This window comes from Streptomyces milbemycinicus (genome assembly GCF_002154605.1).
GTDB classification, from domain to species: Bacteria; Actinomycetota; Actinomycetes; order Streptomycetales; family Streptomycetaceae; genus Streptomyces; species Streptomyces milbemycinicus.
The window spans coordinates 1-8,208 of record NZ_MUNE01000524.1; the positions used below are offsets into that span (position 1 = coordinate 1).

At 71.2% G+C, this 8,208-nt stretch carries 10 protein-coding genes and 1 pseudogene; 9 read left to right on the forward strand and 2 right to left on the reverse strand.

Going from position 1 to position 8,208, the window contains the following annotated elements; genetic code table 11:
- The 4 genes from CCN51_RS36390 to CCN51_RS36405 all read left to right on the forward strand — a co-directional run.
- The coding region (locus CCN51_RS36390; RefSeq protein WP_245881744.1) for a sensor histidine kinase at positions 1 to 947 on the forward strand (947 nt) is incomplete at its 5' end.
- A 44-nt stretch (positions 948 to 991) separates the two neighbouring features.
- The gene (locus CCN51_RS36395) at positions 992 to 1,675 is read left to right on the forward strand and encodes a response regulator (protein ID WP_014175856.1); all 684 of its coding nucleotides are present in this window, start codon (positions 992 to 994) and stop codon (positions 1,673 to 1,675) included.
- Between the two features lie 50 nt (positions 1,676 to 1,725).
- Complete coding sequence (locus CCN51_RS36400; protein WP_078610406.1) at positions 1,726 to 2,136, forward strand: OB-fold nucleic acid binding domain-containing protein; 411 nt, start codon at positions 1,726 to 1,728, stop codon at positions 2,134 to 2,136.
- Between the two features lie 3 nt (positions 2,137 to 2,139).
- Positions 2,140 to 2,880, forward strand: coding sequence for a DUF3159 domain-containing protein (locus CCN51_RS36405; protein ID WP_014175854.1), 741 nt, complete (start codon positions 2,140 to 2,142; stop codon positions 2,878 to 2,880).
- Between the two features lie 85 nt (positions 2,881 to 2,965).
- On the opposite strand, the gene CCN51_RS36410 is transcribed toward CCN51_RS36405, so the two are convergent.
- Both CCN51_RS36410 and CCN51_RS36415 read right to left on the reverse strand, forming a co-directional pair.
- Positions 2,966 to 3,640, reverse strand: a complete 675-nt coding sequence (locus tag CCN51_RS36410; RefSeq protein ID WP_014175853.1) for a potassium channel family protein — start codon at positions 3,638 to 3,640, stop codon at positions 2,966 to 2,968.
- Positions 3,637 to 4,305: a potassium channel family protein gene (locus CCN51_RS36415; RefSeq protein WP_014175852.1), complete on the reverse strand. Its 669-nt coding sequence runs from the start codon at positions 4,303 to 4,305 to the stop codon at positions 3,637 to 3,639. The genes CCN51_RS36410 and CCN51_RS36415 overlap by 4 nt, the downstream gene beginning before the upstream one ends.
- Positions 4,306 to 4,919: 614 nt before the next feature.
- Between CCN51_RS36415 and CCN51_RS36420 the strand changes: the two genes are divergently transcribed.
- The 5 genes and pseudogenes from CCN51_RS36420 to CCN51_RS36440 all read left to right on the forward strand — a co-directional run.
- Positions 4,920 to 6,443, forward strand: coding sequence for an ATP-binding protein (locus CCN51_RS36420; protein WP_014175851.1), 1,524 nt, complete (start codon positions 4,920 to 4,922; stop codon positions 6,441 to 6,443).
- Positions 6,440 to 6,871: a roadblock/LC7 domain-containing protein gene (locus CCN51_RS36425; protein WP_014175850.1), complete on the forward strand. Its 432-nt coding sequence runs from the start codon at positions 6,440 to 6,442 to the stop codon at positions 6,869 to 6,871. Before CCN51_RS36420 ends, CCN51_RS36425 begins: the two co-directional genes overlap by 4 nt.
- Complete coding sequence (locus CCN51_RS36430; protein ID WP_043486608.1) at positions 6,868 to 7,224, forward strand: DUF742 domain-containing protein; 357 nt, start codon at positions 6,868 to 6,870, stop codon at positions 7,222 to 7,224. The genes CCN51_RS36425 and CCN51_RS36430 overlap by 4 nt, the downstream gene beginning before the upstream one ends.
- Positions 7,202 to 7,813, forward strand: a complete 612-nt coding sequence (locus tag CCN51_RS36435) for a GTP-binding protein (protein WP_014175848.1) — start codon at positions 7,202 to 7,204, stop codon at positions 7,811 to 7,813. The genes CCN51_RS36430 and CCN51_RS36435 overlap by 23 nt, the downstream gene beginning before the upstream one ends.
- Positions 7,810 to 8,208 (forward strand): annotated as a pseudogene (locus tag CCN51_RS36440) (cytochrome P450); the annotation flags it as partial. The gene CCN51_RS36435 and the pseudogene CCN51_RS36440, both read left to right, overlap by 4 nt.

Genomic DNA, 8,208 nt, shown 5'->3' on the forward strand with positions numbered 1-8,208 from the left:
CCTCGGGCCGCTCGGGCAGCGTCGGCGGCAACGGGGGAGCGCCGCTGCCCGAGCGGCCCGAGGACGCGGACGTGGACATGCCGGTCGGCGACCACATGGCGCTCGCGCTCTCCGGCCGGGTGCTGCCCGCCGAGGACCGCCGGGTGCTCGCCGCCTTCGCCGCCCAGGCCGCCGTGGTCCTGGACCGGCAGCGGCTGGCCCTGGAGGCCGAGCGGGCCCGGGACCTCGCCGAGGGCAACCGCATCCGCACCGCGCTGCTGGCCGCCGTCAGCCACGATCTGCGGACCCCTCTCGCGGCCATCAAGGCGGCCGTGTCCTCGCTGCGCTCCGACGACGTCGCCTGGTCGCCCGAGGACGAGGCCGAGCTGCTGGAGGGCATCGAGCAGGGCGCCGACCGCCTCGACCACCTGGTCGGCAACCTCCTCGACATGTCCCGGCTGCAGACCGGCACCGTCACACCGCTGATCCGCGAGATCGACCTCGACGAGGTGGTCCCGATGGCCCTGGTCGGCGTCCCGGAGACCTGTGTCAGCCTCGAGATCCCCGAGGAGCTGCCGATGGTCGCGGTCGACCCCGGCCTGCTGGAGCGCAGCGTCGCCAACATCGTGGAGAACGCCGTGAAGTACAGTCCGGACGGCCTGCCCGTCCTGGTGTCCGCCAGCGCCCTGGGCGACCGCGTCGAGCTGCGCGTCGCCGACCGCGGCCCCGGCGTCCCCGACAGCGCCAAGGACCGCATCTTCGAGCCGTTCCAGCGGTACGGTGACGCCCCGCGCGGCGCGGGGGTCGGCCTCGGGCTCGCGGTCGCCCGCGGCTTCGTGGAGGCGATGGGCGGCCGGCTGGCCGCCGAGGACACCCCCGGCGGCGGGATGACCATGGTGCTCACCCTGCGGGCCGCCGGCGGCCGTGAGCCGGTCGGCTCCCCGCTGCCAGCCCAGGTCACTTCGTGATCAGCGACTATGGACCCGACACAAGCGAAAAGGCAGGCCGTCAGATGAACCGGGTGCTCGTGGTGGACGACGAGCCGCAGATCGTGCGCGCGCTCGTGATCAACCTGAAGGCGCGCAAATACGAGGTCGACGCCGCCTCCGACGGCGCCACCGCCCTGCGGCTCGCCGCCACCCGCCACCCCGATGTGGTCGTGCTCGACCTGGGCCTGCCCGATATGGACGGCGTCGAGGTGATCAAGGGACTGCGCGGCTGGACCCGGGTCCCGATCCTCGTCCTCTCGGCCCGCCAGACCTCGGACGAGAAGGTCGAAGCCCTCGACGCCGGGGCCGACGACTACGTCACCAAGCCCTTCGGCATGGACGAGCTGCTGGCCCGGCTGCGCGCCGCCGTGCGCCGCGCCGAACCCGTCGGGGCGGCCGACGGCGGCGCGGTCGTGGAGACCGAGGGGTTTACCGTCGACCTGGCCGCCAAGAAGGTCAACCGCGGCGGCGTGGACGTCCGGCTGACGCCCACCGAATGGCATCTGCTGGAGGTCCTGGTCCGCAACACGGGCCGGCTGGTCAGCCAGAAGCAGCTGCTGCAGGAGGTCTGGGGGCCCTCGTACGGCACCGAGACCAACTATCTGCGGGTCTACATGGCCCAGCTGCGCCGCAAGCTGGAGGCCGACCCCTCGCATCCGCGCCACTTCGTCACCGAGCCGGGCATGGGCTACCGCTTCGAGCGCTGAGCGCGGGTTCGGGCGGCGACCCCGTGAGGGCTCCCCGGTACGCTGGCCGTATGAGTGCCGTAGACGAGCCCCCTGGCAAATCCGATAAGCCGGCCGGCCGATTCCGGAGGATGCTGGACCGGCTGTCGAGTTCCCAGGAGGAGCTTCACTCCGCGGAGCTTCAGCAGGACGCCGAGGCCGCCGGCTGCACCAAGATCGGTGATTGCGGCGACCGGCAGATAGTCAAGGTGACCGGTACACTGCGCACCGTCACGCTGCGGCCCCGGGCCGGGGTGCCGGCCCTGGAGGCGGAGCTCTTCGACGGCACCGCCGCCCTGGACGTGGTGTGGCTGGGCCGGCGCTCCATCCTCGGGATCGAGCCGGGCCGCAAGCTGATCGCCACCGGCCGGATCTCCATGAGCCACGGCCGCCGGGTGCTGTTCAACCCCAAGTACGAACTCCGACCGCTCGGACAGGAGTAGCCGGTGACGAGAGACGACGAGCCGACGGCGACCGAAGAGGATTCCGCGGCCGCCGCGCAGAGCAGAGCGGCGGCGGACACCGCGCTCCTGGAGGCGTTCGGCGGGGTACGGGGCATGGTCGACACGACCGTCCCTGGTCTGGTCTTCGTCCTGCTCTACACGATCAAGCGCGATATCCACCTCGCGGCCCTGGCGTCGTTGGGGCTCACGGTGCTCCTCGCGCTGGCGCGGCTGGTCCGCAAGGAAACCCTGAAGCACGCCTTCAGCGGGGTCTTCGGGGTCGCCTTCGGCGCGATCTTCGCGATGATGTCCGGCGACGCGAAGAACTTCTATCTGCCGGGCATGCTCTACACCCTGGGCCTGGCCATCGCCTACGTCCTCTCGGCGATCTTCCGCTATCCGCTGATCGGCGTGCTGCTCGGGCCGATGCTCAAGGAGAACCTCTCCTGGCGCACCCGCAACCCCGGCCGGTTCCGCGCGTACACCAAGTCCACCTGGGCCTGGGGGCTGATCCTGCTCGCCAAGTCGGCGATCCTCTTCCCGCTGTACTGGTGGGGCGACGCCACCCAGCTCGGCTGGGTCAAGGTTGCGCTCGGCATTCCGCCGTTCCTGCTCTGCGTCTACCTGACGTGGATATTCCTGGCCAAGGCGCCGCCGCCGATCGACGTCATCGCGGAGATGGAGGCGGAGGAGCAGGCGGAGCGCGAGCGGGAGCGGGCGAGAGAGACCCTGAGAGACTCCTGAGAGGCCTCTGAGAGGCCTCTGAGAGACCGACAAAGCGCCGGGCGGGCCGTGTGGCCCGCCCGGCGCTTTGTGTCGCGTACGGGCGCTAGGAGGCGTCCGCGCGCTGGACGGACAGCAGTTCCTCCAGCTGCTCCTCGCGGGCCTGAGCCGCGACGAACAGCAGCTCGTCGCCCGCCTCCAGGACATCGTCCTTGCTCGGCGTCAGGACGCGCGTGCCGCGGATGATGGTGACCAAGGAGGTGTCCTCAGGCCACTCCACGTCCCCGACCCGGGTGCCGGCCAGCGCCGCCTCCGGCGGCAGCGTCAGCTCCACCAGGTTGGCGTCGCCGTGGCTGAAGCGCAGCAGCCGCACCAGGTCGCCGACGCTCACCGCCTCCTCGACCAGCGCCGACATCAGCCGCGGCGTGGAGACCGCGACATCGACGCCCCACGCCTCGTTGAACAGCCACTCGTTCTTGGGGTTGTTGACCCGGGCGACCACCCGCGGCACCCCGTACTCGGTCTTCGCGAGCAGCGAGACAACCAGGTTGACCTTGTCGTCACCGGTCGCCGCGATCACCACGCTGCAGCGCTGCAGCGCGGCCTCGTCCAGCGAGGTGATCTCGCAGGCGTCGGCGAGCAGCCACTCGGCCTGCGGCACCCGCTCCACGGAGATGGCCGTCGGCGCCTTGTCGACGAGCAGCACCTCGTGCCCGTTCTCCAGCAGCTCGCCCGCGATGGAACGCCCCACGGCGCCCGCTCCCGCAATCGCGACCCTCATCGGCCGGCCTCCTCGGGTCCCTCGTCAAACGCCGCCTCGACCTTCTCCACCTCGTCGGTGCGCATCATCACGTGCACCAGGTCGCCCTCCTGCAGGACCGTCTCCGAGGTCGGCAGCATCGCCTCGCCGAGCCGGGTGAGGAACGCGACGCGCACGCCGGTCTCCTCCTGCAGCTTGCTGACCTTGTGGCCCACCCAGGCGGGGGAGGTGTGCACCTCGGCGAGCTGCACACCGCCGCTGGGGTCGCGCCACAGCGGCTCCGCGCCGGACGGCAGCAGCCGCCGCAGCATCTGGTCCGCGGTCCAGCGCACGGTGGCCACGGTGGGGATGCCGAGCCGCTGGTAGACCTCGGCGCGGCGGGGGTCGTAGATACGGGCCGCGACGTTCTCGATGCCGAACATCTCGCGCGCCACCCGGGCCGCGATGATGTTGGAGTTGTCGCCGCTGCTGACCGCGGCGAAGGCGCCGGCCTCCTCGATGCCCGCCTCGCGCAGGGTGTCCTGGTCGAAGCCGACGCCGGTCACCCGGCGTCCGCCGAATCCGGCGCCGAGGCGGCGGAAGGCGGTCGGGTCCTGGTCGACGACGGCGACGGTATGTCCCTGTCGCTCCAGGGTCTGGGCGAGTGCAGCCCCCACCCGGCCGCAGCCCATGATCACGATATGCATGCGACTACCCCGCACTCCTCATTACCGTGCTGAACCGCACAAACACCCTGCTCACATCTTCCTTCCGGGCTTACGGGGCGACAGCGGGGAAGGGGCCCCGTTGTCGAGGCCGCGGGGCAGCGGAAGGCTGTCCGCCACGGCGTCTGTCACCACCGTATCCGCACTTGTGTGACGGGCCCGAGTCCCCTGCTCAGGTCCGGGTGGAGGGCCGGAGCCGTACGGTGTACAAGGGGGGCGCCGAGGCTCCGGAACGGCGACCGCCGCTTGCGAACGTTCCGGTGGCGCGGAAGCGGTCCCGGCGCGGTTCGGCCGCTCTTCCCGTCGGAGTGTCGCCGGGCGGCGGAGTGCGCGGCGGGGCGGCATCGCGGCAAGATGGCGGCGTGGTCGCTTTTGTCCCGGGCTGAGGGGGCGCCATCTCCCCGCGGCCTTCCCGATCTTCATGGGATCTTCACCAGAATTGGCAATGGTGCCCTGACAGTTCGAATGTTGCTGCGGGCATCGGGCGCCAGGACACCGGCGTGGCTAAGATGATCGCCGTATTCCGTTTCTGGACGGGACATCAGGGCACTGAATCGTTCCTTCCGCGCCCGCGTTCTCCTGGCACGAGGTTTCTGATGACAGATCACATATGGGAGGCGGTGAGCTGGTGCCTGGGCGTTGTCGTGCTCGTCGTCTTCGTCCTACTGATGCGCCAGCGAACGATCACCGCCGGCGTGCGCAGGCGTAACGCCACGCTCGAGGAAAGCCTGAAGTCGCGCGACGAGGAGCTCCAACACCTCGTCGAGATGCGCCTTCCGGTCATCGCGGACGCCCTCAGCCAGCCCTCGCAGCTACCCGGGCTGAGGGACGAAAGGCTGGCCGGCACCGCCTTCGCGCAGAGTCTTCACGGGGTCGTCGAATTGTTCACCCGCGCGGTGGACAAGGCGCAGGCGAGGGCCGACGTCTCGGCGAAGGCCGCGCTCAAGGCGTCGATGCGCGCCCTGCAGGGTCTGGCCAACGAGCAGCAGCTGTCGATCTCCCAGATGCAGGACCGGCACGACAACCCCGATGTGCTCCGGGACCTCCTGGAGATCGACCACTCCAACTCCCAGTTCGGCCGCCGCGCCCAGGCCATCGCCGTGCTCTGCGGCTCCTGGCCCGGCCGCCAGCGGGTCTCCTCCCCGCTGACCGACGTGGTGCGAGGCGCCAAGTCCCGGATCCGTGACTACCGCCGGGTCCAGGTGCACGCCCTGGTCGACGTCGCCGTGATCAGCCGGGCGGTGGAGCCGGTCGTGCTCGCCATCGCGGAGCTCCTGGACAACGCCGCGCGCCACTCGCAGCCCAACACCAACGTCGAGGTCAGCCTGCAGCCGGTGCACAACGGCGCGGTCATCGTGATCGACGACGCAGGTGTCGGCATGGACGGCCTGGAGGTGCAGCGCGCCGCCGCGCTGCTGTCCGGAGAGCGCGCCGTGGACGTCTCCCGGCTCGGCGACCCGCCGCAGTTCGGCTTCGCCGTCATCGGCCTGCTCGCCGCGCGGTACGGCTTCAGCGTCTCCGTGGACACCAGGTCCCCGTACGGCGGTGTGCGCGCCGTGCTCTTCCTGCCCACCGCGCTGCTCACCCACGTCGATGCCGAGGAGCCGGGCAACCGGCAGGCCGTACCGCAGGAACCCCATGAGTCGGGCCTGGAGTCGGGTCTGCACACCATCCCCTCCCTTCCGACCCGCAAGACCCGCTCCGCCCGCCGGACCGAGCCCGCCGTGGGGCAGATCCCCCACCAGCAGGCCGCGCCCCAGCAGGCCGCGCCTTATCAGCAGGGCGTGCCCCAGCAGCCCGCTCCCCAGCAGGCCGCGCCCGCCCCGGCGGACCAGGCGCCGGCCGCGCTGACCCACCCGTCGGCGATCGAAGAAGCGTCACGTACGTACGGCTCGACGGCCGGCGGACTGCCCAAGCGCCGCCGCCGGGACCCCTCCGTATCGCGGCCGGCGGACGACTGGCCCACGGCCGCCCCGGAGCCCGAAACCGGCTCGCACCGCGTCCGTTCGGCCGAGGAGACGGCCAACCGCATGGGTGCCTTCGCACGCGGCACCCGTTCGGGCCGTGCCGGTAACGAGGACGCCGCCCCCCAAACCGAAGAAGGGAATCGCCAGGCATGAACGACCACATAAACAACGAGCTGGGCTGGATGCTCGACGAGGTCGTGAAGATGCCGGAGGCGCGCCACGCGATCCTGCTCTCGGCGGACGGGATGCTGCGGGCGCACTCCGAGGGCATCGCGCGGGACGAGGCGGAGCGCCAGGCCGCGGCACTCTCCGGCCTTCAGTCGATCAGCCGCTCCACCGCCGAGTTCTGCGACCCGGACGACGAGACCCCCTGGCAGCAGACGCTCATCGAGTTCGTCGGCGGCTATGTCTTCCTGATCGCCGCCGGCCCCGGTGCCTATCTCGCGGTCTCCGCCACCGAGAACGTGGACATGGAGGCGGTCAGCTACCGGATGCAGAAGCTGGTCGACCGGCTCGGCAAGGAGCTGACCAGCCCGCCCCGCCAGGGCACCACCCGACAGGGCATCGGCAGCCCGGCATGACCCCGGCCAGGCGCGAACGAGGACTGGTACGGCCGTATGTCGTGACCGACGGCCGTGCCTATCCGACCCGCAACACCTTCGACCTGGTGACGCTGGTCATGGCGCATCCGGACCGGCCGCTCGCCGGCCTCAGCCCCGAGAAGCGCCGGGTGATGGAGCTGTGCCTCGGCGGCGCCCTCTCGGTCGCCGAGGTCGCCGGGTATCTCCAGCTGCCGGTGAGCGTCACCAAGGTCCTGCTCGGCGACCTCGTGGACAGCGGCCACATCACCACGCGGTCGCCCATCCCCACGGCCGAGCTGCCCGACATCCAGCTTCTACAGGAGGTGCTCGATGGACTCCGCGCTCGCCTCTGAGGGGGCGGTCTATCTGCCGCGGACCGTCCGAACAGCGGTGAAACTGCTGGTCGTCGGGCACTTCGCGGTCGGCAAGACCACCTATGTCGGCTCGCTGTCGGAGATCAAGCCGCTGCGCACCGAGGAGACGATGACCCAGGCCGGTGCGCTCGTCGACGACCTCGAGGGGATCGAGGACAAGACGACCACCACCGTGGCCATGGACTTCGGCCGCCTCACCCTGAGCGACACGCTGGTCCTGTATATGTTCGGCGCCCCCGGACAGCAGCGCTTCACCCGGCTGTGGCAGGACATGACGCGCGGGGCCCTGGGCGCCCTGGTCCTCGCCGACACCCGGCGGCTCGACCAGTCCTTCCCGGTGATGGCCATCCTGGAGGAGCACGGCCTGCCGTACGCGGTCGCCGTCAACCACTTCGACGGAGCGCCGCGGTTCGCCGAGGCGGAGGTCAGGGAAGCGCTCGACCTGCTGCCGGAGACCCCGCTGGTCACCTGCGACGCCCGGGACCGGATCTCCTCGACCCACGCCCTGATCGCCCTCGTGCAGTATCTGCAGAACCGCCAGGCCCCACCCTCCCAGGAGCATGCGTGACCTACCACCCCGACGCCACGGCCGCAGTCGGGCACAGCCCCGACGCCGAGGCCGGAGTCGGAGTCGCACCGCCGCCGGGCTGCCCCGCGCATGCGGGCCACGCCGGCTTCGGGGGACCCGCCCGCCCCGCCGCCCAGGGCCTGCCCCTGTACGGACCCGAGTTCGCCGCCGATCCGCACCTCTTCTACGAGCGGCTGCGGCAGTACGGGCCCATCGCCCCGGTCGAGCTGTCCCCCGGCGTCGAGGCGTACCTGATCACCAGCTACTCGCTCGCGCTCGAGGTGCTGCGCGACACCGAGCGGTTCGCCAAGGACCCCCGCGGCTGGCGCGCGCTGAACGAGGGACGGATCCCGCCGGACTGCCCGGTGGGCCCGATGATGATGTACCGGCCCAAC